Raw genomic sequence first — 24018 nt, 5'->3', positions numbered from 1 at the left:
GCCTCGCTCAATAAAGCCAGCCTAATGTGGGGATTTTTGTCTTCTTCACAGGTGCTTCAACCATTTCATAGAAGACTCGCAGAAATTCCTCAGCATCCTTTGATTGGTTCAAATACTTCTTGAATTGATCCTCCAAGAAATGCCTTTCTGCCTCGCTGGAACTGGAATAATAATTTTCCACGCATTCCACGAAATGAAGGGGAAACAGCAGCCTTGCATAAATGAGCCTCCAGGAAAAGGAGCTCAATGGTGTAACACTTTGATAATCAGTAAAAAAACTCCTGACATCACGGTGGTATGTCTTTATATTGATAAAATAACGTTCTCTTGTCCATTCTGCTAAATCCCTGCCACAATGGTCGAAAACCCAATCAAAAGGATTCTTCACATAGTATTCGCCATTCCAAGTGGACTTCATAAATCGATTATGACAAACAGTTCCACTGTCTATCGGTGAGGTTTCGTCATCAAGCTCTGTATCAACAAGATATTGAATCGCATTTTCAGCAATCCCCATGTAGTAAGGAAATGCTTCAAGAAAAAGCTTATCGAATTCGCTTTCGGGCTCCTGATACATCTTTGTGTTCCAATACGTTTCCATTTGATCGATTCGCTTCTCCCACATCCCTTTCCACTGTCCCATTCTGGAAATTTTCTGGACTCCAAACTGGACGGACCTGCCTCTATAATGGAATTTCCCAAGCTTTCTGCCCAATTGCTTTGACTGTAATGGCTGGAGGTGTTCATTCAGCAAAACACAGTATGCCTGCCCATCCACTTCCTCCCTTATATTCCCTTCCTTTGATTCTAAAAATTTGCTTACACGATGATCGCCTAAGCTTGTCATATGGTGCACAAGCTCCTGCAGCTCTTGAATTTCTTCTTCCTCTTTATTATCCACTGGTATTAAAGTGTATAAATTATCATCCTTTTTGCATGCTTCATAATGTCCAAACCTCATTTCATCTGTTACCTCTACACCATAATGGCTGTATAAGATTTTCCGAATCATTCTATCCCTCCTTCGCGTAAATGCCCCATCAACAATGAGCCTATATGAAAATATATGTCAGTAGCTGACAATCTTGTATTTTTATTTAACAAAGACCATCACTTAAAAAAATTTTCATTTTAAAATCACACATACCTTTATAGAAGTCCTACATATACTAAAGGATATACAGCAATTATCACAGCCTGCCTAAAAATTAGCGTAAGCCACTACTGGCATGATAAAAACCACACTGTGTATACATAGTGAATACGAGAAAGAAAAGGTGATAATATGTCAGATACTACAGAAAAAACAGCTAGAAAATGGCTACATGAACGTGGAGTTACAATAGAAGATATTGCAGAACTGGTCTACTTATTGCAGGAAAAATACCATGAGGATTTAGAAATGTCAGAGTGTATTCATAATGTTGAGCGAGTATTGTCAAAAAGAGAGGTTCAAAATGCTCTGCTAACAGGGATTCAGCTAGATGTGCTTGCAGAAAAGAAAATGCTCGAAGCACCACTCCAAGGCATTATTGAAAGTGATGAAAGTCTGTATGGTGTTGATGAAGTCCTTAGCTTTTCCATTGTGAATGTTTATGGCTCCATTGGCTTTACTAATTATGGATATGTAGACAAATTAAAACCAGGTATACTAAAAAAGCTTAATGATAAATCATCAGGCAGCTGCCATACATTTTTAGATGATATTGTTGGTGCTATTGCTGCTGCGGCATCAAGCAGACTGGCACACAGTGTCAGAGGTGAAAAATAAACGAAACACAAAAGGAAGGGATGCAATGCACGCATCCCTTCCTTTTGTGTTTTTCTATTCCCACTCTGACAGACTATTAACAGAATACGTCGGTTTTTTCTCGTATGTCGCTAAATGGTCTAAAGTTGTTACACCAGAGTGAACTAGCAATGTATCTATACCGGCATTTAACCCAGCCATTATATCTGTATGATAATTATCGCCTACCATAATGGCATCTTCTTTCCCTATTCCAAGCAGCTTCAGTGCCTGCTCCACAATAGTTGCTTCCGGTTTCCCCATATTTAGAGGCGTAGTCTGGGTAGATACAGTAATAACAGAAGTAAGTGCCCCATTCCCAGGAAGAAGCCCTCTTTCGGTCGGCAGTGCTGTATCGCCATTTGTAATAATGTATTTTGCTCCTGACCGGACTGCTAGACATGCCTGTGCCAGCTTTTCATAAGTGATTTGCTGGTCCATGCCTGCAACTACAAAATCAGCACCCTCACTATCAGCGATTATATGTATACCTTTTTCATGAAGAGCATAACGCAAGCCCTCTTCCCCAATCATATAAACACTTGCGGCTTGGTTTTGTTCATATATATATCCAGCTGCAGCCATCGCGGAGGTGAATACTTCTTCCTTTTTTGCGGGGATATCAAAATCTCGCAGCTTTTGAGCAACCTGCTCTGGTGTTTTTGTTGAATTATTCGTTACATATAAATAAGGGATCTCAAGCTTGATCAAGCGTTTGACAAAAGCAGCAGCCTCTTCAATGACCTCTGTGCCTTTATACATCGTTCCATCAAGATCAATTAAGTAACCTTTATAGTTTTTCATCAAATAAAGTCCTTTCTAGCATATGCGGCTTTAATTTTTGAAGGCAGTGACAGGGCCAAGCTCATCAATTAAGTACTTTTTTACAGACGTGGAAAATGATTCAACAGCAGGAAGCTCTTTTGCTACAGCCTCCTTCAACCAATCATGGTGAATGCTCGTATAATCATGCACAAGTGTTTTCCTTAAAACAAGCAGCTCTTTTATCGAACTCGCATCTGTAGGAGTAAGCACCCTTTCATCTGTAAGTATATCCATAATATCATCATAGCTACCCGGATCTCTCATAATAAACCCATCAATCATACTGTTACCAACATCAAGCATTGCTTCAATCATCATATGTGCAAGTCTTTCCAGTCCCAGTTTTTCCAGAGGACTATCAAAAGCTTCCTTCTCTTTAAAAAGCTGAACTAATTGCTGCAGATATTCCAATTGCTGCCCGATCTTATCACGATCCACAAAATACATTTGAATGCCTCCTCATTAGTTCCTTTGTATATGCATATACAAATAACTTTAAGCTAGTGTTTGCAGGTTATTACTTAAGCTTGTCGGCCGTGCATAAAAATATCCTTGCGCTAAATCCACCTTGTTTCTTGATAGGACAAGCGCCTCTTCCGCGCTTTCAATCCCCTCTGCCACAACTACAGAGCCTACCTCTTTTGCGATGAGCAGCAAGCCTTTAAGCATAGACTCCTTTACAGAGTTTTTATCAATATTCTGAATAACAGAACGGTCTATTTTAATAATATCAGGCATAATTTCACTGATGGAATTTAAGCTTGCATACCCTGCACCTGTATCATCTACTGCCACTCGAAATCCTATTTGACGCAAAAGCTTCAAGTTAGAAATAAAGTATTCCAGCCCTTCAATCGAATCCCGTTCTGTCACTTCGATTGTGATTTTGCTTGGGGAGATGCCTTTATATTTGTTCATGAGTTTCTTTAAGTCTTTTACAAAATGCTGGTTGCCTATTGTCAACGGTGTAAAGTTAATAAAAATATCATACTTCCATGTTGTCAATTTAATTTGTTCCAGCGTCTTTTGAAGCACAATCATTTCCAAGTCATAAAGATGATTCGTCTGCCTCGCAACAGAGAATAATTGCAGCGGGTTTTCCAGCGAAGTGCCGAGCGGACCTCGTGTCAGCATTTCACATGCTTTAACTGCATTTGTCTCTACATCCATTATCGGCTGTGCCAATAAACGAATATCCTTATTTGCTACGATTTTACCTAAAGCAATCGTCATTTCATTGAATTCAGATTTAAAACCTTTTTGGGCCATAGCCAACGCCTGTTGGTAGGCAAGATAAATAGCATCCGGTAATATATCTACCTGTTTGTCAATAAACATATAGCCTGTACTTAATATCGGTCTTATTAATAGCTGGTTATGCTTTTCTTCTTCCTTCAGCTTTTCCAATATCAACTGGATGGTTGAGTCCATATTCGGGATATAATCCATCTTGTGATCAATGCTTAAAAATAGGGCAATTCCATCTTGATGGTAATCGCGGACTGCAACAATTTGTTCTGCAGGCAGCTCTTGTGTGACAACAGATTGAAACGTCTTTTTCATTTCCTTCCAGACATCTTTCAGGACTGTCGTGTCCATCCCCCTTTTCATGATGGCCATGTTTTTAATGGAAAAGACAATTACTGCGACTTCATTACCTTTCTGAAAGGAAGCCTTCACGTTTTGCTGCACAGGATCCCGCAATATGAATTGCGGAGGATAATATTTTAATTTACTGGCAGGAAAAATGATTTTCCCCCAGCTCTTCAAGCTTTTTATTTTTTTAACATAAACATGGACCATTGCTTCATTTCCTCTCATACAGCAACCTGTAAGTAATAGCAAAAAGACAAAGTAAAAACGGCTTCCCATAGGCTAATACTCGCCACTTCAACTGGAAAGCGTTTCCCATCTGTATTAAGAAGCGGTGCTAAGTCCATCAGCACTCTTCTCGTATCAATGTTTTTTTATTTTCTTAACGACAAAATACGGGCAACCAAAATTGCAATATTCATATAAATATTCCGTCAACGTACTAATTTTCGTATCAAAGCTGGATTTCTGATTTTGGTCATCGAAGAACCCTCTAAGTCTGAGCTGTCCGTAGCCCCAATCCCCGACAATATAGTCGTACTTTGTTAGAATATCGCTGAATCTGCCTTTAAATGCCTCCTCATTAAAGCCTTCCTTTCGCTCTTCAATGAGTTCATAACAGTGATTATTTATGCAAACCAAAACCTTCACCCCACTTTTCAAAACTTCTTTCATCATATGTATACTTGTATGTCTATTATATGTACTCCTAAATAAGTCCTATTTAGACCCTGAGACCAACACCCAATTGGTACTATCTCTCACCATTTCATTATAACCTTATAACAGATAATTTACATAGTGCTGAAAAGCAAAAACTGAAATAATTATTTACTAAATAACGGATGAAGGGTTTCTGCCGAATGAAAAACAACTTGATTATTAAGTAAATAAAATAGAGAGTAAACCAGGCTGCAATGCAGTCAACCTTGTTTACTCTCTATCGTTTATTACGCTTCTTTTTTCTGCGATCCAAGCATTTGGTTCTTCTTCGCTTCACTTACCTGTTCATCCGCATGGTAGGATGAGCGAACAAGCGGACCAGCTTCACAATGACTGAAGCCTTTGCTTAACGCAATTTTCTTAAATTCTTTAAATTCATCTGGATGATAATACTTTTGTACTTTAAGATGCTTAGCAGTTGGCTGTAAGTATTGCCCTATAGTCATAATGTCAACATTGTTAGCTCTTAAGTCATCCATCGTTTGAATAATTTCTTCTTTTGTTTCCCCTAAACCTATCATCAAGCTTGATTTAGTCGGAATCTCTGGATACATTTCTTTTGCTCTTCTCAAAAATTCCAGAGATCTGTCATATTTAGCGCGCGCACGCACTCTTGGCGTCAAACGCTCTACTGTTTCAATATTATGGTTTAAAATATCAGGCTTTGCATCCATTAATTCACGTAAGTTTTCTTCCACTCCACCCATATCGGATGGAAGAACCTCAATGCTAGTAAATGGATTTTTTCTGCGGATTGCCCTAACTGTTTCAGCAAATACAGCGGCACCGCCATCCTTTAAATCATCTCTGGCAACAGCTGTGATAACCACATGCTTTAAGTTCATCGTAACAACTGAGTCTGCCACTCGTTCCGGCTCTTGCCAATCTAGTTCTGTCGGCAAGCCAGTCTTAACTGCACAGAAGCGGCAAGCTCTTGTACAAGTATCACCTAATATCATGAAAGTAGCTGTTCTTCTGACAGCCCAGCATTCGTGAATATTTGGACATCTTGCTTCCTCACACACTGTATGCAGCTTTTTTTCTCTCATCATTTTTTTTAGGCCAGTGTAGTTTTCGTTCGTGTTAAGTTTAATTTTCAGCCATTCAGGTTTGCGTTGGTATTCATCTTTTCTTTCTGCCATTTACAATTCATCTCCTGGATTCATAATGAAACTCATTTCCTCAAATCTTCTTTTGCCATTTTCCAATTGCTTATTGCCTTGAAAAAAAGAAACTGTATGTAGGGCAGGATGCTTTTCATATTTGAAATTTATAACACCGCTTAGAACTTAAAAAGGGCTATACTACAACACCTGCCTCAATGGTTTAGATGTATCTTATAACACAAAATATAGCCTAGTATTTGTTCCAATGTCACTTTAACATAACCAAAACACTGCTACAAGCTGTAGTTTTGTTATTACCATTTATTGATATTCATTTATTTTGTTAATTCACACAAAATATAACGACTAGCTTTTAGGAAGGAGGGATATTGATGCGAAAAATATTATTAGCCGTCCTGTTTGCATTCTTAGCACCTAATATTGTATCTCATGCTGCGGAAGGTAAATCCTCTGCAGATGATACATATTACAAAAGGATGGAATTATATGAAAAGATCGAGGCAGTAACACAACTTCCATGGTACTATATTGCTGCAGTTGACCAATATGAACGGAATATACGATCTTCACGAAAGGACCTTCCTAAAGCGGCTGGCTTAACAGGAATTTACTTCCCTAAAGAAAAATGGGCTGGCATCATAAATCCAGACAAAGATGATACAGATCCAAAAAGCATCGCTTTTTTTGGAGGATTCGGGGTCGATGGAAATGGTGATGGAAAAGCCGACTCTTTAAGTGATGAGGATGTGCTTTTTACCTTTGCCAACTATATCTTGCGGTATGGTGTGGATGAAGATAATTTCCGGATTGGGCTTTGGGATTACTATAAGCGAGATAAGACAGTAAGTATCATTATGGGTAAAGCTGCCATATACAGGCATTTCGGCCGTCTTAATCTTGATGAGCATGCATTTCCTGTTCCTCTGCGGAGCAATCACAGCTATCGAAGCACATGGGGAGATGCCAGAGGCTGGGGAGGCAAACGAATTCATGAAGGAACTGATATCTTTGCCGATTACAGTGTTCCAGTAAGAGCCACCTCCTATGGAATTATCGAAATGAAGGGCTGGAATAGATATGGCGGATGGAGAATTGGCATTCGGGACATAAATAATAACTATCATTATTTTGCTCATTTAAACGGTTTTGCAAAGGATGTGCATAATGGGATGATTGTTGAACCCGGAATGCTAATTGGTGGAGTTGGCTCCTCAGGCTATGGTCCTCCAGGAACTTCCGGTAAATTCCCGCCGCATTTACATTATGGAATGTATAAAGATAATGGCTTTACAGAATGGTCATATGATCCATACTCTCATTTGAAGCTGTGGGAAAGACAGGAAAGAATTAGGTTGAAATCAAAAAAATAATGATATTGCTCATCCCAGCTTTGGGGTGAGCAATATCATTATTTATTGTCTGTCGGTAATTGCAGCGCAGGAACACTGCTGCTGCCGCTCCCATTATAAAACTCAGGTACATCTCCCTCAAACCCTGCCATTGCTATAAGTATATCCTGTTTGACAGTCGTAAGCTTTGTAGCAAAGGGAATAATAATTTGTATGTCCACTTTTATTTCCACAAATGCTTTTACCACGACATAATTGATGCCCACATTTTCCATCTCTGTCTTTAAATCTGATTTAACACTGCCTACAACATTAAATTTTATAGGAACATCTGGACCGAGATTTCCAAGCAAAGCATTATTTGTTGCTTGGCCAATTGGAACATTATACACAATACCCTTCCCCTGTGCCGTCAAGTTCTTATCTAATTCAATATCTGACAACTCGGCTCCAGCAGGTATTTCTCCCTTTTCCATTCTAGTGATGTTTTCTTGTACTAAGCTGGTAATTTCCTGCTGTTTTTTTACAACCTGTGCCGTATTAAATACAAAATTATTGCCATCTATCATTAGATTATTATCTTCCTCTTCCTTCTCATCCTTAAGTGCATCATTAATAACTAATGTTGCCAGTTTTTTTGTTTGTGATTGTGCGTAATAGGAAAGTGTTGGCTTTAAGCCATTATTGATGATCCAAAAACTCAATATGGTGGATAAGATAAAAAACACAGCTGTAATCAAAAGAACCTGCTGAAAAGTCAACGGTTTTTTCTTTGGCATCCTTTGCCGAAAATAAAATTTCCGCAAAAAAATATCCCTCCTTCCAAGCTAATGTATATGCTGAAAGAGGGACATGTAGAAGGCTAATCCTATTTGTTATGATTTGACTATATCTATTCAACTAGCCGATTGCTTCACATTCAACAATCATGATGGCAAGGCTTTCCTTAAGATCAAGGTCATAAGGCTCTATTTTTTCTCCGTCCCTTTCCATAATACGGACAACTGGACGTTCATTGAAGCCTTTATTTTGTTTTGAAACAATGCCTTTTTCACCACTGCTTAATACCACACTCACACCGTTAGGATAAAGAATGATTGCATTTCGAAATGCTTCGACAATTTTCGCATCAAAAAGTGTATCTATCCCTGTATAAAGAATCTCAAGGGCCTCATGCGGGAGCATGGCCTGCCTATATACACGATTAGAGGTAATGGCATCAAAAACATCTGCAACGGCGATTATCCTGCCGAAAAGATGAATTTCCTCCCCGTTAATTCCTCTTGGGTAACCAGATCCATTTATTCTTTCATGATGCTGATAAGCACAATGTGCCACAATTAAAGGCATATTATGGACCTTGCGCAATATATCAAAGCCTGCATTTGCATGCTTTTTTATCTCAGTAAATTCTTCAAAAGTTAATTTCCCCGGTTTTAGCAGAATCTCCAAGGGAATATCCATCTTACCAACATCATGCAGGATTGCTCCAAGTCCAAGGTCCTCCAGCTGTTTTCTAGGCAGCTTCAATTCTAAACCTAATGCTAAGGAATAAAGGGTAACATTCAAACTATGCGAGAAAATATAATTATCATAAAGAAATACATCGCTCATTATAGAAAATAGCTCCTGATGCCCTTTAAGCTCCTCGAGAACTTTTTCAATCAACGCTTTAAAGGCAGGTGCTGATTTTTCCATAATAAAGGATCTGTCTGTGCTTTTAGAATTCTTAATCTCCTGGAAGCTTGCTTCGATTGTTTTCATTGCTTCTCTCTTCAACTTATCAGAGATGACGGAAACAGGGAAAATGTCGTCTGTCAATTTATCTTCTATGTATAAATAGGCAATACCAAGTTGCAGCAAACGCTGTATTAGCTGCTTATCAAGCTTTACGCCACTGTTAACGAGAATATTGCCCCGCTCATTATGTATCGGTTTAGCTAATATTGCTCCTTCTGCAAGGTATTTTGTTCCAACTAATTTCATTCCATACTAGCTCCTAATTCAACATGATTTAAAAAAGTGACAAATATTTTATATGTGCGTTATTACTTAGCATCATAAAAAGGAGGGAAAGGCTCTTCCCATCCTTTTTCAGCCTCACACTTGGCCAAGACTTGCTGCAGAAAACGTTACACCATCTTTAATAAAGCGTCTTTACCGATTATCCCTTTATGAATGCCGAGATTTTCAGCTTCATAAGTTACTGATTCTAGTGGGGCTTCCAGCAGCTGTTCGATTGTCTTCACTCCAACAGCTCTCCCAGCAATCACTTTTCGATCTTTCAACTTTTCATTTAATAATCCTACATCCAACGCTCCACACATTATATATCCTTTATCATTCTTAACAACAAGCAGATTTGTTTTGGGCAACTGAACGCTTACAGCGATAAATGTCTGCTCCTCAATCACAATAGGATATACTTCTACCATGACAATCACCCCTCTCTTTTCCCTATATACTATTCAGTAAGGATAAAGGCGTGTATTGGCAGATAGATAATTTTTGAAACCTATCAAGTCCTTTTTAAGGCTTCTGCCAATATATTTCTCATAAATTCAGGCAGAAAATACTGTTTTTCTGTTGCACGGTATATGGAAGGAAAAAAATCACCGAATGTAAACATATCAGGGATAGCCACCGTGTATCTTGTTTTAGGATCAAGTTTTTGGCCATTTATCCGATAGGATGTAATCTGGCCTTCCACTTCGGTTTGAACTCCTTTAGAAATCATTTTACCCATTAATGTTCCGCGAAATCCGAGACCCTTCACTGGAAGTGTCTCCCATGAATCACGCTTCATATCTGTAAGGACTTCCTTTAGCTCTGCCCCTGTCAATATAACCGTGCAAGGATTAATCGGATGTGGGCAAATACTTAATAAGTCATAAAAGCTTACCGATCCTTTGTTCAAATCATCAAGGATTAAGCCTTCATTAAGAATAGATACGTCTGCATTGCACCATGTAAGAACAGCATCACATAATAGTTGTGCAATTTCTTGTTTAGGAAGTGGCTTATTTAGAGAGAGTACTTCCTCAGAAAGTGCTTTTTTTCCTTCCAAATATAGATTTTCAATGTATTCCTCTTCCTTATTTGCTAAAGGAAGTTTATTTGTATCATACACTTCGGCCCTTTTATCCAACACCTTTTTTGTCGCTGGGTCGTATTGTATTTCAATATGTCCGGCGTATTGGCCGTATTTCCCTGCAGCAGCTAGCAAACTGTTTTTAATTAGCTTGCCTTGATGCAGAATATGGTGGGTGTGTGCCCCCAAAATAATATCAACCTCTGGAAAGTTTTCAGCCATCTGCTCGTCGTCATTGATACCTAAATGTGACAATACGACAATGATGTCTGTTTTGCCTTGCAGCAGGGCGAGCTGTTCTCTTAATGCTTGAAAAGGAACAGACAGCTTCCAGCCAAGCAGTTCATATAATGTATGGAAATAGGCAGTTAAACCGATGACACCAATCCGTGTACCTTGATCAGTAACATATATTTTATGAGGAATGCACCAATCTGGCCTTGCTCCATTGGCATAAAAAAGATTTGCGACAATGACATCATAGGTTGCATGATCATATAAATGGTCAAGCGCATCAAAGGGAAGTGTAATGCCCTCATTATTACCTATTGTGACCGCATCGAACTGCTCTGTCTCTAATAAAGATGCATTGCCTCTTCCCTGTGTAGCCTCCGTATATGGATGTGATAAATCCAAATGGTCACCAATATCAAACAAGAAGACCGCATCGCCTGCATCTGTATGCCATTGTTTTCTATTTCTGAAAAGCTCTGTAATTCTAGGCCAGTTTTCAAAATGACTGTGCAAATCATTAGTATGATATATATGGATGTTTTCCATTTATTTCGCCTGCCTGTCGTATATTGATTCTTGATCACAAAATTGCTAAAACAAACCCAATTGTCTTGGAGCAAGATTTTCGTATTCGATGCCTAAAATCTTCATTAACTGCAGCGCATTATCTGCAGCGTCTCCTCCAGAATTATTGTTGAATAGAACATAGACATTTTTACACTGTTCGTGCAAACGTTTAATATTCTCTGCCCAATCCTCCAATTCCTTCTGATTATATCTGTAAAGATAACGAACCTCTCTCCAGTTTGGATTGTTTTTTTGTGTCCATCCATAATAATTTCTGCCATGAAACCGGATAAGAACCTTATCCTTTTGAACAGGCTCCAAAATCGCTGGAATTGAGCCAGGCATTGCCTGTGGCTCATCACAAATACTGTGAATCCAGTTTTCTTCTTTCATAAATGAAAGTGTTTTTTCCTTAAATTGATTGTTAAACCATGATTGATGTCGAAATTCCAAGGCACAAGGAATATCCTTCATCTTAGCCTTACATTCCCTAAGATAATCCACATTTGCTCTCGTACAATCAAACCATGGAGGAAACTGAAAAAGCACCATACTTAACTTATTTGCTGCTTCATATGGTGAGATAGATTCTAGGAATGCATCAAACATTTCTTCCTGTGTTGCGAATGGAAGCTCTCCTCTTTGATGGCCTGTCATCCCCTGATATGCCTTAACGACAAATTGGAAGGAATCTGGCGTAGTTCCTGTCCATCTTTCCGCATTCTTTACTGGTTGTATTGCATAAAAAGAGGAGTCCACTTCAACCGCTGGGAAGTAGCTTGCATATTCCTGCAGCTTATTTCGCGAAGAAACATGGGAACCATATAAACTATCATGATCTCCCCAACCAGTTAAGCCTATATGAATCAAATGACCACCTCTATATAACATTATGGACGAAAACGGCAAAACTTCCTAGACCTATTGGCCTATTAGCCGTTTTGTTTTTTTGATAATACCTTTTTAATATATTCAATATCAATATCTTAACATAACCGTCAGGAGGAACTTAATCTTTTATAAAAAAAATTCGTATCTATATTAGATACGAATTTTTTTGACATTAACCGATAGAGCCTTCCATTTCGAACTTAATTAATTTTGCCTAAAAAGGCATGAAATGATTTTTAAAAAGGTCGCCCAAACCTTTGATATAAAGCCATTTATTCAAATGGTTTAAAATGGATTGTAATTTCAACTTGGCACGGACTTGGCACGGAAATTTAATTTATTTAACATACAGGATGGGTAAATCATTAGAACTCACTGTTTAAGGAGTAGGATTTTATCCAAAAATAAATACAGCACCACTCCACTATATATGTGGATGGTGCTGTATTCATTAAATGAACATCTGTTGCATGAAGGCTTGTTTCTGACTGTTCAAACTCTCTAGCTGTTGTATTGCAAGATTTAATTTTTGATCCATAGACTTATAAAAATTAACAATTTTAAGTTGTTCTTCTACACAAGGTATCATAATAGTTTGTAACATTAACTCTGTTTTTGACATATTAAATCTTGTTGATCCTTGTGCTAATAAGACAATTTTTTTCCTCATATAATCACTTCTTAAAGAAATGGCAATGAATTCTGCTAGAATATTTTCATTCTTATTTAACCTATATCCAAAACAAAAACTGTTTAAATGAACTTTTTCCATTGAATGATTCCAAATAGAAGCCATACCAACTTCGAGAGGTGTCTCTGAAGAAGTGGTTAATAGTATATCTCCTTTTTGGACAAATGCTTGATTTTCATTTTCTAATACATTCACCTTTTCAAGTCCATCTTTTGAAGCGAATAAATTATTAAATACATTTTTGTAAGTAATAAATGAGTGATTACCGTATCCAAAATCTTCTTTTGTTTTTCCAGATAACCCTGTAAAAGTAGAGCCAATGCTTTTCAACTTATATTCTTTCCATTCACTATAAGATTGTCCATTCTCATCTTTAAATCGCAATTCCTGACTAAAAATTCTCTGCATATATCCTTTTTTCTGATCTTTCAGCAATTCAATTTTTTCTTGCTGAAGTTTGATTTTTCGTTCTATTTCATTAGCAAACAATCCTATCTTTTCTTGTTCCTTTAGATTAGGGTAAGAAATTTTAATTTTATAAAAATCACTATGGTTTAAGTCAGGGATAGTAGACTGTCCAGCATACGTCATGATAGTATGTTGAGTCTTTTTTAATCTTAGATAATTCGTTAAAAAATCTCGAGAAATTAGAGACTTATTATAATTTATTTTAAAGAAGTTATTATGAAAAGCACCTGAAACATTCGAAACAACATGACCTGTATTCCCTGTTCTTGTCATAAGTACATCTTCTGTATTACATAATACGGATTTTGGTGGATTTTCAATAAAATATTTAACTTTTGAGTTTGGTTTTAGAAATTCATTTGTAATATAAAAAAATCTATTTTCACTATTTTCATAAAATCGTTCGCTTATAGGGATCTGTAAACCTTGATTTACAGTAGCAATATCTTTTATTTTTTTTGTTTGCCAACTATCTGTAAATCCTTTAAATCTTAACTTAGGTGTATTCATTACCTTACACCCCTAACTCTTCAAAGTACTTTTCTAATTCCTGATCGACTTCTGCGATTTCTTCGTCAATTTTTTTCAGACGTTGAGCTACAGCTTGTAAATCAATCGGCTCTTCTTCTTCAAAAGTATCCACGTAACGAGGAATATTTAGGTTGTAGTCATTCTCTTTAATTTCCTCCAATGTTGCTGCGTATGAATACTTATCAATTGTTTCACGACCGAAGAATGTAGTGATGATTTTTTCAACGTGTTCATCTGATAAATGATTTTGGTTCTTCCCTTTCTCATATTCATTGGACGCATCAATGAATAATACATTGTCATCATGCTTACGACATTTTTTGAATACAAGGACGCACGTTGGAATGCTAGTTCCGTAGAAAATGTTTGCTGGTAAGCCAATAACAGCATCCAAGTAATTTTTTTCTTCTATAATATACTTACGGATTGCTGCTTCTGCTGCACTACGGAAAAGGACACCGTGTGGTAACACAATTGCCATTGTACCGTTATCATCTAATTGATGAATAAAATGTTGAATGAAAGCAAAGTCTGCTTTTGATTTTGGCGCTAATTTTGCATAGGCACTAAAGCGTTCATCCTCTTTGAATTTATCATCTGCACTCCATTTTGCTGAGTATGGAGGATTGACTACAATAGCTTCAAAGCGTTGGTCGATATGGTACGGTTCTTCTAATGTATCTGCGTTTTGAATATCAAACCGTTGGTATGGAACATCATGTAGTAACATATTCATACGTGCTAAGTTGTACGTTGTTGATACTTTTTCTTGTCCATAATATTTGTGAACTTTCGCTTCTTTACCTACACGAAGTAGTAACGAACCAGAACCACAAGCTCCGTCATACACATCACGAATTTCTGATTTTCCAGCAGTTACAATTTTCGCTAAGATTTTGGATACTTGTTGTGGTGTATAGAACTCGCCAGCTTTCTTTCCTGCGTTTGCTGCAAATTGCGATATCATGTATTCGTATGCATCACCTAAAACATCAATTTCCACATCATCTTGTAGGAATGGAATATTTGCAATGTTTACAATTACTTTACTGATTAGACTTGTACGATCCTTAACTGTACGTCCTAATCGCGAGGAAGTTAAATCCATATCGTCGAAAAGATTTTGGAAATCCTCTTGGCTTTCAGTACCTAAAGTAGATGATTCAATTGCTTTAACACCGTTTTGTAACATCTCTACATCAAAACTGCCATTTGCCCCTTTTTCTATTTCCTCAAGGAAACGCGAGAACAGGAATTGAGGTTCTACTACATAACCTAACTCTTCTATAAGATACTCTGCTAAGTCCTCGCGGTACTCTTCGTTTTCCCATGCTTCAAAATAAGATATGTTATCGTCTTTTAGTAATTTTTTTGCACGTGCTTCTACTTTTTCAGATAAGTAACGATAGAAAATTAAACCTAAAATATAGTCCTTGAACTCGCTGGCATCCATTTGACCACGTAAATCATTTGCCATCGTCCATAATTTTTTATGTAATTCAGCTTGTTGTTGTCGTTGCTTTTCACTTGTTGTCATAATAAAATTCCTCCTTAGATAATTTTAATTCACGTTAATACTTTGAATTAGTTTCTGTTGAATATATAGCTGTTGTAATTCACTTTTTTCAGCCATCAATAATTGTTTTCTCTTTTTTAGCTGTGCGATTTTTCCAATAATGATTTGCTTTTGAAAAGGTGGTAAATCAATTTCTAAATCCCTTAAATAAGATAGTTTCAACAATGAAATGACTGTTCCTTCACTTAATACAGACAATTGCTTTTGAATGTATGGATGTTCATTAAAGTACCATTCAAAGAAAGCTGCATCTACATCACTTGTTAATTGGATTTTTATAAAGTTATTTGTTAATAATAAACCGCTATATTTCTCAGGTAACAGAGCAACTTTTTGCGTATGCGTGTGTAGAATAAGGCTGAATGTGTCAGTTAGCAGTTGTGGTACCAATTTTTCTTTAGGTACAGTAATTTCTGCATTTTTTTCATATGAAATTCGGTAAGCTAAGCCTAGTGTTTCATTAAATTCTTTTAATGAAAGTGGTTTGACTTTTGACGTTTCCACATTAGAAGAAAATGTTTCTAAACGATTTGTAAATGCGCCCTGAGTAAAATGTGCAATTTGATTAAGTTTCACAACACTCCTCCTTTGATATTTTTTAAAATATCATATCCGTTGTATTAAATATATATGATATTTTAAAAAATATCAATGTTTTCCCATTTATTTTTTGATATTTTTTAAAATAACAAGAGAGAGCGCTAATTTAGCGCCCTCTCTTTTATTAAATGGGTAATGTGGTAATTACGCACCGTATTTTTCGGTAAAGTCACGAATGAAAGAAGTAATCGCTTTGATTGCTTTATTCTTTTTCAAAAACGATCCTGATAAATTATCCATAATCTCATTTTTTTCAATTAGACTGGAATACTCATATGCTGATACTTGTTCACGTAATACACTGTCTTCAATATTTACTTGTTTCGCAAATGTTGAGAGTTCTTGCTCACTCATTTCTTCTTCGTAACGATTGTAAGCATCCATTACAGATTCATTAGGAGCCAACGTTGGTGCGACCTTATCTAAGAACCCTTTTATCAATTCAATTTTCAGACGTAACTTTGGATCTGAGGCATGGTCTAATTCTTGTTTGATAAATCTAATTTCTTTGTCACGTTCTTTTTCGTTTTCGGTGTTAAGACTCGCTATTAGATTCAAGATATAACTAACATTAATTTTGTCTGTATGCATTAGCTCCAACTCAAAGTCGATGTCATGTAAGATCGATTCTTTGGGCACTTCGTTTCGCTTAAAATCTTCATATACCTTGAAGTATTTGCTCTTGAAGTCTTCATATGATTGCTGTGAAATTGTTAGTTCTGTTTCATCAAATTCAAAATCAGAAAATGATTGCAAACGTTGAAGAAATTTCGTCACATTTTTGAATGCAATGATAAATTGCCGCTTATCTTCCTCTCTTTCTAGCTCGTCTACTTCTTCAGGAATGACAGCAATATCTCGTAAATTTTTGACTGCTTCCTTGAAGGCTTTTAAATATTCATCGTAGCTACCCATTAGAACGGTATCAACGTTGTCTGTTCTAGAGAATAACTTAATTGCTTCATCTGTTTTTTCTTTTAAATTTCGATAGCAAACGATATTTCCATATGGTTTAGTCGATTTCTCTACACGATTTGTACGGCTATATGCTTGCAACAAATCATGATATACCATGTTCTTATCTACATAGAGAGTATTGAGTGGCTTGCTATCAAATCCAGTTAAGAACATCTTTACTACAAGTAAAATATCTATTTGAGCATTTTTTACTTTTTTTGATACATCTGAAAAATAACGATCCCATGTTTCTGTCGAGAAGTCTGTGTCGTACATTTGGTTATAATCTGAAATCATGCGGTCTAACGCTTCACGAGAATGTTCACCTGTACCATCGCTTTCCTCGTTTTGCCCATATGAAAAAATCCCAGCAAACTTTAAATCATGATTCTTAGATTTAAAAATATCGTAATACTTAATTAACGTAGGAATTGAATCAACTGCAAACATAGCACAATAGCCTTTGCTTTTAGAACGTCGTTGATGATTATCAATTATATGGTCAGCTACTAAGTTTAAACGTCGTTCATCATGCCACACTTCATCTGTATCAATCGCTTGTACTTTTGTAGCATCTGTTTCATCAATATTAGCGTTAAAAGTACGAACGTATTCTACTGAAAAACCTAGTACGTTCCCATCACGGATCGCATCTTTAATAAGATAATAATGCAAGCATTTATCAAATAGGTCAGCAGTTGTACGTCCATCTTGACTTTTATTCTCGATAAAACGTGGTGTTCCGGTAAACCCAAAATATTGAGCATTCTGGAAGTGATGATCGATTTCTTTTCGCATATCACCAAATTGGCTACGATGACATTCATCAATTATGAAAACTACTTTCTCTTGTTTGTATGGTTCCATTATCTTAACGTACTTTGGATTTTTGATAGCATTGTTCATTTTCTGAATCGTTGTCACAATGAATCGTTTCATTGGATTTTGTATTTGTTCAATAAGGATTTCGGTTTTGTCAGTGCGGTCAACCGCTCCCTTTTGAAACTTGTTGAACTCTGCTATCGTTTGGCTGTCCAAGTCTTGGCGGTCGACAAGGAAGAACACCTTTTTAATACTTTCTTCATCTGATAGAATTTGACCAGCTTTAAAGGAAGTCAATGTCTTACCAGAACCAGTTGTATGCCAGACGTAGCCGTTGTTTTTAGTTTCGGTTGCACGCTTCACAAGTGCTTCAACTGCATAAACTTGATAAGGGCGCATAACCATTAACGCTTTATCAGTATCATTAATGACCATATAACGACTAATCATTTTCGCAAGATGGCATGGTTCTAAGAATGTACTACTGAAACTTTGTAAGTTTGTAATCAGTTCATTTTTTTCATCTGACCAGAAAAATGTAAAACCAAATTGAATGTCATAATCAGAATTTGAAAAATATTTTGTATCGACACCATTACTTATTACAAAGATTTGTAGGAAACGATATAAACCAGGAAAAGTGTGACGACGATAGCGTTGTATTTGGTTAAACGCTTCTTTAAAGTCTAATCCTCGTCTTTTTAATTCTATTTGGACGAGTGGTAAGCCGTTAATTAGAATAGTGACATCATAACGATTAGTGTACTTACCAGTCACAGTGGTTTGTGTTGTAACCTGAAAAAGGTTCTTACACCAATCTTTTGTATTTAGCAATTCAACATATAATTGAGTGCCATCCTCACGTTCGATTAATAATTTATCACGTAGGATTTTGGCAGAATCGTAAATGCTTTTACCTTCGATTAAAGTAAGAATTCTCTTAAATTCTATATCTGATAATGGTTGTCCATTTAATTTACGTTCATTGAATAAGTTAAGCTGCTGCTTAAAATTAGCTAATAGTGCATCATAATCAGCAATCTTAACCGCTTTATAGCCTTGATTTACGAGTTGTTTTTGTAAGTTTTTTTCAAGTTCTGCTTCAGGTTGGTATGCCATACTGGAACCTCCTTAATACCATTACCTTTTTATTATACTAAAGATTAATGTTTTAAGTTTCATTTTTATCTTTAATATTGTATTAATTAACCATTTTTAGCCGAGTTCCCCCTTCCCTTGTACGAAAAATTAAAAAAGCAGCCACTTTTTACATAGCTGCTTAAAAAATTGAAGAAACGTATAATTCGGTTTATATTCCGGCATCTCTTTAAAAACCTTTCCAAAAAAACTCACGTTATGCCACGCAGAAAAATTCTTCTCCCGCCACCGGTACCCTTACCGAACCCTTGTTATTTTTGGAGGGGGGAGTTAGGCAAGCTCTCTTTGCAACATATCTTTTAATGTGTTTTCAATATCTGTTATGCTATTTATTCTCCCAAACTTTGATTCATATCTTTCAACCAAATTTGGCTCTAGCCTAATCATAACAGTCCGATAGCTTTCTTTCCTCCGTTGTTCCATACGTCGTTCATCTTGTTCCTTCTGCGCTTTAAACGTCTGCTTCACGTTTGTCCAAACCAATGCCCGGACAAATTCCTCCAGCGTCATCTTTGCCTTGTTAGCAGCTTGAACCAATGGTTCTTTTACTTCCTTATCAAACTCAAGCGTCAGCCAATCCTTCGGGTCTTCTTCTGTTTGTGGTTGAATTAACTCATCCACCTTATCAATGCCTTCAAGTGCCTTTCGAACAAATCGCATATATCCCTCATTCTTCATATGGCACGCAGAGATAACCGCATTATATTCCTGCTCCGTTACTCGCACCTTAACTTTTCCATCATAAGGCTTCTCAGCCGGTTCTTCTTTCTGAAACCACTGGAAACCACGCTTTTTCTGTTCTTTACTTGATAATTGCTCTTTTGTAATTTTCACCGTTATATACCCACTTTCAGTTTCATTAAATTTAACTGTGCTGCCATCTTTTTTGTTTGATGAGAAGCTACCTGACTTCTACCGGCTATTCTTGTTCTCGGCTGCGCTTGATCGTCAAACAGGATTTCATCAACAAATCCATGTCGTAAAGCCACTTCCGGTGTAAGCCATGTTTCATCATCCAGCATTTTCAGTAGCTCCCCTTCTGTTTTGCCTGTCTTTAATCGGTAGGCATTTGCCAGAGTTTGATTCACGTTCTTTAATACACCTGACATATGATTCATTTCCCTATAATCACCGCTTGCACCATTAATATGGGCGTTGTGAATCATAATCTGTCCCACAGGAGTGATTCGTACCACGTCCCCAGCCATAGCAATAACCGATGCTGCACTTGCTGCCAGACCGACAATATTTATTCCAACATAACCACCATTCATGCTATAAGCTCTTAAAGTCGAATAGATTTCACTTCCGGCGAAAACATCTCCGCCACCCGAGTTAATGTCCACTTCCACAGGCTGACCATCCGCTTGCGCTAATTGTTCATGAATCAATCTCGGACAAGTTGCTTCGATATCCAACCACTCATAAACTGGGTAATCAGAATTGTTAACAATAACTCCTTTAACCTCTATTTTCTTTGCCATTTACTTATCCTCTTTCCTCAATAAAATGTGGGAACGGTTGGCTGCTGATAGTTCAATACATCTTTCGCCTCTATCTCCATTTGCCGGTTCTTCAATTGTTCCAATTCAAATAAGGCTTGCTCTTTAGGTGTCATCGATTCTATTGACTTCTCCAGCTTTACCTCCTTTGCTGCCATTGCTCTTTTCAAAAACCAATTGTCACGATACCCTTGTACTTTTTCCGGGTTCAGTTTTCGATAATCTCTCATATATTCTCGATGATAAGCCCGTTTCGCTTCTTGAATTAAATCACGTTCATCCATTAAACACACCTCGTTTAATTTTTATCGTTTATCATTAATTTTATTATTCCAATAGGATTAATCAATTATTCTTTAAGGCATCCTATTAATACTCCTTTGAAGAAAATCTTGATCATTTTTTATCACCGCCAAAACAGAAAGACCAGTGCCGATATATGGAACTGGTCTTTTAATGCGAACCTATTTAATAGAAGAATACAAAAGTGATCACAAACCACCTTATTACTGGCTTGCAGGAATACTAAATTCCCTTTGGTGCAGGAATCTTCAAAGCCCCTTTTCTTCGCGCCATTGCTTTACCAAATCAAGATATTTCCTTTCATCTTGACATACTTGTTTAATGAACTCATAAACGTTTTTTGGCATCTCGTTTTTCCGTTCTTCAATATAAGATTCTGTTTCAACAATATAAGCAATGTTTATATCATTTGTCATTTGTATCATGCTCCTTTGTTTTTTATATGTACCGACTATAAAAAAGTATTGAAAGGTCTATAAATAAACGAGTCTGGGCATAATAATAACAGGGTATTTTTCGTTATCTAAAATTCTATGTACACAATCCACCTACAAATAGAACTCACTCATAAAGTGGGTTCTTTTTATGTTTCCAAATTAGAATCGTTCAATCAAAAAGCTATAACTTTCTCAAAGTCATCATGTCATGATCGGTGAGCACTATATATAGAACCCATTTTTTTATTATCTTTATAGCAAATACAATTTAATTTTTACGTTTTAAAAATTTTTCATTCTAAAAAAGATTCATCTTAGCATCATGGCGTATAAAAACGAAAAAGCTAGATATATCATAGGTTCAACCCTTCGCCATGATGCTTTAATTATCATGACGTAATCATGGCGAAATAGATATCATGTCAGCCATGATGCCAAGTTCCGCCATGATATCTTCCAAGATAAATTTCTGGGCGAACAAAAACTAATCTTTATATGTTGGATGCATCCCACTTGGTAAAATTTTCGAGTAATTATTTATGAATGGTGGAACAGTCCATTCTCTTGGGCGTTTTTTATCATGGTATACACACCCTCTTTTTTTTAAAGCCTGCGCTACATTTTTAGATTTAGCAGGTAATCCTAATACATCACATATTTTCGCAGCGGATAAATTTCGCCATAGTTTTTTATCTGCTTCCCAGTCAAAATTAAGTTCTACCCTTATTTCGGCTTCGTTTAATGTTTCATAATCATTGTTTTCATTTTTTTGTTGCTCTTTTTCTTCATCATTTAAATGATGAGTTTCACCGTTAGCTGCTAAACTAGATACTTCTCCCCAAAATTGTTCCAAATCAATATGATCCAATCGGTCGATTTTATCACCTGTTTTAATAACAGCATACCGTCTATTCCCTGTCTTATCTTTCAAGAATGTTTCTTCATTTACGGTAGCACATAAAACAGTTTGCCTTGGTGCGATTTCTGATAACCGTTCAAATGGTTTTCGTACTTCATCCATGCTTTTAGTAATAAATGCTTTTATACGGGCTTGTTCATGCTTCATAGTAGCATCTAATTCCCCCAATTCAACTAAAAAATGACTAATACACTCTAAGACAATATCTTTATTTTCGGGATTTAATTCAAGCCCTTCTTTAAAATATTCATTAATAGGAAACAGAGATTTAAACCATGATGTTTTTCCATTACCTTGTTCACCTTGCAAAACTAAAACAAATTCTTGATTCATTTTTCCATCAGTATTTCCAGCTAGTCGAACAGCTTGAATACACCATTTTTTAAAATATGCTAATGCCAATTTTCGGTCTGTTCTACAATGCAAAGTATTAAAAACGTCCTCCATTCGACTAATACCATCCCATTTATTTTTTGCTTGTTCTAAAAAATGTGTTATTTTGTTAATAGAATTATTTCTAGCCAAAGTCATTAAATGGTCAATTAACAAATTTTTATTGATTTTATAGCCTTGATTAATTGCAAAATCCATTATTCTAATAGCATGGTAATCCATAATATAACCACTAAAATTCTTATTCTCAGATTCCATAAAAGAGCGTTTTTTTATCACATCATAATAAACTGTAACATTAAGCATATTTAAAATAACTTGAGTGTTCTGTAAACATACAATGTTTTTGTTTTGCTCGTTGGTTAAAAAAGCTGGATTAATACTATTTGGTTCCCATTTAAATGCCGAATTTGTTAAAGAGTCAACTTCCTTCTCTGGAAAATCCGTTTTATCTAAAACAAAATATTCATAAATTAATTTCATGGACTTAAAGGCTTCTTCACGAGGAATACCCCTGACATTTAATCTACATGCGAATTTATACAAAGTATCATTTCTGCTTCCTTTTTCTAATGGAAGCGGAAATTCATAATCATCTTTCTTTTTCATAACTGGACATAAGAAGAAAGGTAGTTCATCAAGTACTTCACTTTGTGAAAGGAAATAACGATTTTCCGTTTTCTCTGCTGGAAAAACAATATATCCTTTTTCTGTTGTCCTTGTATCAATGACAACACCTACTTGGGTGTAATATTTCGAAATTTGTTTAACTAATTTCGTGGATTCCTCACTTGCTTTAAAAATAAATTGGAATCCCTTTGGAGTCTTGATGCAATGATATAGATACCCCTCCTTCCTCAACAATTTATTTAATAACTCCCCTGTTGCATTTTCATCAACATCGACAACAATTCGGTTTTCAGGAATGACAACACCGACCCATCCTTTTGAAGCTAACCATCTTGAGATATCTAAATCACTCTCTAAGTACTCCCACGTTTTTCCCGTTGGTTTTTTAGCGTCATCATATTTTTGACTGTAATTTTTACTTGAGTAACCTCTTAATTTCAAAATTTTAGCCTTTGGTAAGATTTCATTTACTTTAGTAACAATAGATTTTTCCTGTTCCATCCCTTCTAAGCTTACTAATCCCATTCTATGGTGCCACCTTTTTTTCTAACATCAATTGACCAACGATTAATATATGCCTCTACATCTTTGCGAGGAAATAACCACTTCTTTCCCACTCGTAAAGCAGGGAAATCAGGATTATAGATAAATAATTTTTCTACGGTTGGTCTGCTTAACGAAAGCATTTTACAAAGTTCTTTCATATCCATAAGCAATGTTTGTTGCTCCCATTCTTCTAAGCGTTTTTGAACCTCTTCAAGATAAATGTTTTTTAATTCGTCTTCATTCAAATTAATGTTGAACATTAGCGAACTCCTTTCGGGTTTTTTATTTACTTTTTG

Annotated in this window: 23 protein-coding genes; 2 read left to right on the top strand and 21 right to left on the bottom strand. The window is 36.3% G+C overall.

Annotated elements, in window-relative coordinates; all coding sequences use genetic code 11:
* Nucleotides 1-7: 7 nt before the first annotated feature.
* Complete coding sequence (yutH, locus tag NQZ71_RS05955; protein WP_317011506.1) at nucleotides 8-1012, bottom strand: spore coat putative kinase YutH; 1005 nt, start codon at nucleotides 1010-1012, stop codon at nucleotides 8-10.
* Nucleotides 1013-1285: 273 nt separating this feature from the next.
* On the opposite strand from yutH, the gene NQZ71_RS05950 reads away from it, so the two are divergent.
* Entirely contained in the window at nucleotides 1286-1771 is a 486-nt protein-coding gene (locus NQZ71_RS05950) for a phosphatidylglycerophosphatase A family protein (RefSeq protein ID WP_127738013.1), read from the top strand.
* A 54-nt stretch (nucleotides 1772-1825) separates the two neighbouring features.
* On the opposite strand, the gene NQZ71_RS05945 is transcribed toward NQZ71_RS05950, so the two are convergent.
* The 5 genes from NQZ71_RS05945 to lipA form a co-directional block, all read right to left on the bottom strand.
* Nucleotides 1826-2593 (bottom strand): TIGR01457 family HAD-type hydrolase, encoded by a 768-nt coding sequence (locus NQZ71_RS05945; RefSeq protein WP_260055232.1) that lies wholly within the window; start codon nucleotides 2591-2593, stop codon nucleotides 1826-1828.
* A 30-nt stretch (nucleotides 2594-2623) separates the two neighbouring features.
* Nucleotides 2624-3061 (bottom strand): DUF86 domain-containing protein, encoded by a 438-nt coding sequence (locus NQZ71_RS05940; RefSeq protein ID WP_144453546.1) that lies wholly within the window; start codon nucleotides 3059-3061, stop codon nucleotides 2624-2626.
* A gap of 48 nt (nucleotides 3062-3109) precedes the next feature.
* On the bottom strand, nucleotides 3110-4435 hold the full coding sequence (locus NQZ71_RS05935) for an EAL domain-containing protein (protein WP_260055233.1): 1326 nt from the start codon (nucleotides 4433-4435) through the stop codon (nucleotides 3110-3112).
* 135 nt (nucleotides 4436-4570) lie between these two features.
* Entirely contained in the window at nucleotides 4571-4849 is a 279-nt protein-coding gene (locus NQZ71_RS05930) for a YutD family protein (RefSeq protein ID WP_127738344.1), read from the bottom strand.
* Nucleotides 4850-5157: 308 nt separating this feature from the next.
* A complete protein-coding gene (gene lipA, locus NQZ71_RS05925; RefSeq protein WP_144453548.1) occupies nucleotides 5158-6072 on the bottom strand; it encodes a lipoyl synthase in 915 nt (304 codons plus the stop codon).
* A gap of 356 nt (nucleotides 6073-6428) precedes the next feature.
* Between lipA and NQZ71_RS05920 the strand changes: the two genes are divergently transcribed.
* Nucleotides 6429-7427 carry a M23 family metallopeptidase gene (locus NQZ71_RS05920; RefSeq protein ID WP_144453550.1) on the top strand — a complete coding sequence of 333 codons (999 nt, stop codon included), beginning with the start codon at nucleotides 6429-6431 and terminating at the stop codon, nucleotides 7425-7427.
* 38 nt (nucleotides 7428-7465) lie between these two features.
* On the opposite strand, the gene yunB is transcribed toward NQZ71_RS05920, so the two are convergent.
* The 15 genes from yunB to NQZ71_RS05845 all read right to left on the bottom strand — a co-directional run bounded on the left by yunB (nucleotide 7466) and on the right by NQZ71_RS05845 (nucleotide 23982).
* Nucleotides 7466-8212, bottom strand: coding sequence for a sporulation protein YunB (gene yunB / locus NQZ71_RS05915; protein ID WP_144453552.1), 747 nt, complete (start codon nucleotides 8210-8212; stop codon nucleotides 7466-7468).
* A 94-nt stretch (nucleotides 8213-8306) separates the two neighbouring features.
* Nucleotides 8307-9392 (bottom strand): HD-GYP domain-containing protein, encoded by a 1086-nt coding sequence (locus tag NQZ71_RS05910; RefSeq protein WP_144453553.1) that lies wholly within the window; start codon nucleotides 9390-9392, stop codon nucleotides 8307-8309.
* A gap of 146 nt (nucleotides 9393-9538) precedes the next feature.
* The gene (locus NQZ71_RS05905) at nucleotides 9539-9841 is read right to left on the bottom strand and encodes a YunC family protein (RefSeq protein ID WP_127738020.1); all 303 of its coding nucleotides are present in this window, start codon (nucleotides 9839-9841) and stop codon (nucleotides 9539-9541) included.
* Between the two features lie 83 nt (nucleotides 9842-9924).
* Nucleotides 9925-11277 (bottom strand): bifunctional metallophosphatase/5'-nucleotidase, encoded by a 1353-nt coding sequence (locus tag NQZ71_RS05900; RefSeq protein ID WP_275009250.1) that lies wholly within the window; start codon nucleotides 11275-11277, stop codon nucleotides 9925-9927.
* A gap of 45 nt (nucleotides 11278-11322) precedes the next feature.
* Entirely contained in the window at nucleotides 11323-12168 is an 846-nt protein-coding gene (locus tag NQZ71_RS05895) for a DUF72 domain-containing protein (protein ID WP_144453557.1), read from the bottom strand.
* A 472-nt stretch (nucleotides 12169-12640) separates the two neighbouring features.
* Nucleotides 12641-13858 carry a restriction endonuclease subunit S gene (locus tag NQZ71_RS05890; RefSeq protein WP_317011505.1) on the bottom strand — a complete coding sequence of 406 codons (1218 nt, stop codon included), beginning with the start codon at nucleotides 13856-13858 and terminating at the stop codon, nucleotides 12641-12643.
* 4 nt (nucleotides 13859-13862) lie between these two features.
* Nucleotides 13863-15416 (bottom strand): type I restriction-modification system subunit M, encoded by a 1554-nt coding sequence (locus tag NQZ71_RS05885; RefSeq protein WP_317011504.1) that lies wholly within the window; start codon nucleotides 15414-15416, stop codon nucleotides 13863-13865.
* Between the two features lie 24 nt (nucleotides 15417-15440).
* The gene (locus tag NQZ71_RS05880) at nucleotides 15441-16031 is read right to left on the bottom strand and encodes a restriction endonuclease subunit S domain-containing protein (RefSeq protein WP_317011503.1); all 591 of its coding nucleotides are present in this window, start codon (nucleotides 16029-16031) and stop codon (nucleotides 15441-15443) included.
* 168 nt (nucleotides 16032-16199) lie between these two features.
* Nucleotides 16200-18953, bottom strand: a complete 2754-nt coding sequence (locus tag NQZ71_RS05875) for a type I restriction endonuclease subunit R (RefSeq protein WP_317011501.1) — start codon at nucleotides 18951-18953, stop codon at nucleotides 16200-16202.
* Between the two features lie 309 nt (nucleotides 18954-19262).
* A complete protein-coding gene (locus NQZ71_RS05870) occupies nucleotides 19263-19826 on the bottom strand; it encodes a hypothetical protein (RefSeq protein WP_317011500.1) in 564 nt (187 codons plus the stop codon).
* Nucleotides 19827-19828: 2 nt separating this feature from the next.
* Nucleotides 19829-20476: a head maturation protease, ClpP-related gene (locus NQZ71_RS05865; RefSeq protein ID WP_317011499.1), complete on the bottom strand. Its 648-nt coding sequence runs from the start codon at nucleotides 20474-20476 to the stop codon at nucleotides 19829-19831.
* A 17-nt stretch (nucleotides 20477-20493) separates the two neighbouring features.
* On the bottom strand, nucleotides 20494-20778 hold the full coding sequence (locus tag NQZ71_RS05860) for a hypothetical protein (protein ID WP_317011498.1): 285 nt from the start codon (nucleotides 20776-20778) through the stop codon (nucleotides 20494-20496).
* A gap of 267 nt (nucleotides 20779-21045) precedes the next feature.
* Nucleotides 21046-21213 (bottom strand): hypothetical protein, encoded by a 168-nt coding sequence (locus NQZ71_RS05855; protein ID WP_317011497.1) that lies wholly within the window; start codon nucleotides 21211-21213, stop codon nucleotides 21046-21048.
* Nucleotides 21214-21718: 505 nt separating this feature from the next.
* The gene (locus NQZ71_RS05850) at nucleotides 21719-23701 is read right to left on the bottom strand and encodes a VapE domain-containing protein (protein ID WP_317011496.1); all 1983 of its coding nucleotides are present in this window, start codon (nucleotides 23699-23701) and stop codon (nucleotides 21719-21721) included.
* Entirely contained in the window at nucleotides 23692-23982 is a 291-nt protein-coding gene (locus tag NQZ71_RS05845; protein ID WP_317011495.1) for a helix-turn-helix domain-containing protein, read from the bottom strand. The genes NQZ71_RS05850 and NQZ71_RS05845 overlap by 10 nt, the downstream gene beginning before the upstream one ends.
* Nucleotides 23983-24018 lie beyond the last annotated feature (36 nt).

The sequence above is a fragment of the Niallia taxi genome, from assembly GCF_032818155.1.
GTDB lineage: Bacteria > Bacillota > Bacilli > Bacillales > Cytobacillaceae > Niallia > Niallia taxi_A.
Note: the sequence above shows the minus strand (reverse complement) of the source record. Positions and strands in the feature narration are given on the sequence as shown.

What these genes read in the sequence shown, in the direction of transcription:
- yutH (WP_317011506.1), bottom strand. Translation starts at nt 1,012, where the DNA reads ATGATTCGGAAAATCTTATACAGCCATTATGGTGTAGAGGTAACAGAT.
- NQZ71_RS05950 (WP_127738013.1), top strand. Translation starts at nt 1,286, where the DNA reads ATGTCAGATACTACAGAAAAAACAGCTAGAAAATGGCTACATGAACGT.
- NQZ71_RS05945 (WP_260055232.1), bottom strand. Translation starts at nt 2,593, where the DNA reads ATGAAAAACTATAAAGGTTACTTAATTGATCTTGATGGAACGATGTAT.
- NQZ71_RS05940 (WP_144453546.1), bottom strand. Translation starts at nt 3,061, where the DNA reads ATGTATTTTGTGGATCGTGATAAGATCGGGCAGCAATTGGAATATCTG.
- NQZ71_RS05935 (WP_260055233.1), bottom strand. Translation starts at nt 4,435, where the DNA reads ATGAGAGGAAATGAAGCAATGGTCCATGTTTATGTTAAAAAAATAAAA.
- lipA (WP_144453548.1), bottom strand. Translation starts at nt 6,072, where the DNA reads ATGGCAGAAAGAAAAGATGAATACCAACGCAAACCTGAATGGCTGAAA.
- NQZ71_RS05920 (WP_144453550.1), top strand. Translation starts at nt 6,429, where the DNA reads ATGCGAAAAATATTATTAGCCGTCCTGTTTGCATTCTTAGCACCTAAT.
- NQZ71_RS05910 (WP_144453553.1), bottom strand. Translation starts at nt 9,392, where the DNA reads ATGAAATTAGTTGGAACAAAATACCTTGCAGAAGGAGCAATATTAGCT.
- NQZ71_RS05905 (WP_127738020.1), bottom strand. Translation starts at nt 9,841, where the DNA reads ATGGTAGAAGTATATCCTATTGTGATTGAGGAGCAGACATTTATCGCT.
- NQZ71_RS05900 (WP_275009250.1), bottom strand. Translation starts at nt 11,277, where the DNA reads ATGGAAAACATCCATATATATCATACTAATGATTTGCACAGTCATTTT.
- NQZ71_RS05890 (WP_317011505.1), bottom strand. Translation starts at nt 13,858, where the DNA reads ATGAATACACCTAAGTTAAGATTTAAAGGATTTACAGATAGTTGGCAA.
- NQZ71_RS05885 (WP_317011504.1), bottom strand. Translation starts at nt 15,416, where the DNA reads ATGACAACAAGTGAAAAGCAACGACAACAACAAGCTGAATTACATAAA.
- NQZ71_RS05875 (WP_317011501.1), bottom strand. Translation starts at nt 18,953, where the DNA reads ATGGCATACCAACCTGAAGCAGAACTTGAAAAAAACTTACAAAAACAA.
- NQZ71_RS05865 (WP_317011499.1), bottom strand. Translation starts at nt 20,476, where the DNA reads ATGGCAAAGAAAATAGAGGTTAAAGGAGTTATTGTTAACAATTCTGAT.
- NQZ71_RS05860 (WP_317011498.1), bottom strand. Translation starts at nt 20,778, where the DNA reads ATGGATGAACGTGATTTAATTCAAGAAGCGAAACGGGCTTATCATCGA.
- NQZ71_RS05855 (WP_317011497.1), bottom strand. Translation starts at nt 21,213, where the DNA reads ATGACAAATGATATAAACATTGCTTATATTGTTGAAACAGAATCTTAT.
- NQZ71_RS05850 (WP_317011496.1), bottom strand. Translation starts at nt 23,701, where the DNA reads ATGGGATTAGTAAGCTTAGAAGGGATGGAACAGGAAAAATCTATTGTT.
- NQZ71_RS05845 (WP_317011495.1), bottom strand. Translation starts at nt 23,982, where the DNA reads ATGTTCAACATTAATTTGAATGAAGACGAATTAAAAAACATTTATCTT.